This is a genomic window from Mycobacterium sp. E3305, assembly GCF_001666785.1.
Taxonomy (GTDB): Bacteria; Actinomycetota; Actinomycetes; order Mycobacteriales; family Mycobacteriaceae; genus Mycobacterium.
Genome location: NZ_LZJA01000245.1, coordinates 1 through 562 on the forward strand (window position 1 = coordinate 1; position 562 = coordinate 562).

Here is a 562-nt window from a genome sequence, read left to right on the forward strand (position 1 = left end):
GGCGTCGGTGAGCATGAACTCGATGCGGGCCGCCGGCAGTGCCGGGTCGATGGGCAGGTAGGCCGCGCCGGTCTTGAGCACGGCCAAAATCGCCACCACGGCCCGGGCCGAGCGCTCGGCCAACAGCCCCACACACTCCCCCGGACCGGCACCATACTCAACCAACAAGCGCGCCAACCGATTCGACGCCTCGTCCAACTCGCCATACGTCCACGACCCGCCCCCACAACTGACCGCCACCGCCTCCGGCGCACGATCCACCTGCGCGGAAAACAGCTCCGGAATCGACACCGCCACCGGCACCGGCCCGCTCAACACCGCCCGATTACCGATCACCTCAAGACGCGCACGCTCGGCCTCATCCAGCACCTCGATCGACGAGATACGCCGCGCGGGGTCGGCCGTGACGGCCACCAGCACCCGCCTGAACTGCTCGATCAGCCTCTCGACGCGGCCGATGTCGAACACGTCGGTGCGGAACTCCACCGCCCCCCCGATGCCGGCGGGCTGCCCGTCCTCGGTCCAGCGCTCGGCCAGCGAGAACACCAGATCCATTCGGGCG

Annotated in this window: 1 protein-coding gene; it reads right to left on the minus strand. The window is 69.6% G+C overall.

Annotated features, from left to right (window positions below; genetic code table 11):
- On the minus strand, positions 1–562 hold a 562-nt coding region (locus tag A5701_RS22690; RefSeq protein ID WP_156670220.1), incomplete at both ends, for an AMP-binding protein.